1 pseudogene is annotated in these 439 nt (G+C 64.5%); it reads left to right on the top strand.

Annotated elements, in window-relative coordinates:
* Positions 1–439 (top strand): annotated as a pseudogene (locus ACYOEI_RS41160) (hypothetical protein); the annotation flags it as partial.

Here is a 439-nt window from a genome sequence, read left to right as displayed (position 1 = left end):
TTGACCCTCGGCACGGCCGTCTCCGGCTCCATCGCAAGCCAAGGACAGCAGAAGAACTACACCTTCACACTCGCCTCGCCCGCTCAGATCTGGTTCGACAGCAGGACCTCCGACGGAAATCTCTACTGGAGCATGTCCGGCCCCCAGGGCAACGTCTACGGCGGGACGCCCTTCAGCTACGACGACCGTAACGTCGGCATCCTCCCCGCGGGTACCTACACCCTCACCGTCGCCGCCAACGGCGACTACACAGGCAGCTTCGCCTTCAACCTGCTCTCATCCGCCGGCGCCACCAGCATCACGACCGGATCCGCAGTCACCGCAACGCTCAACCCCGCCAACTCCACGAACCTCTACAAGTTCTCCGGCACCGCCGGGTCCACGATCTTCCTCGACAGCACCGGCTTCACCACCACCGACCCCAACGGGTACGGCGGAA

This window comes from Singulisphaera rosea, from assembly GCF_054877945.1.
This window is presented reverse-complemented; position numbering and strand designations above follow the sequence as displayed.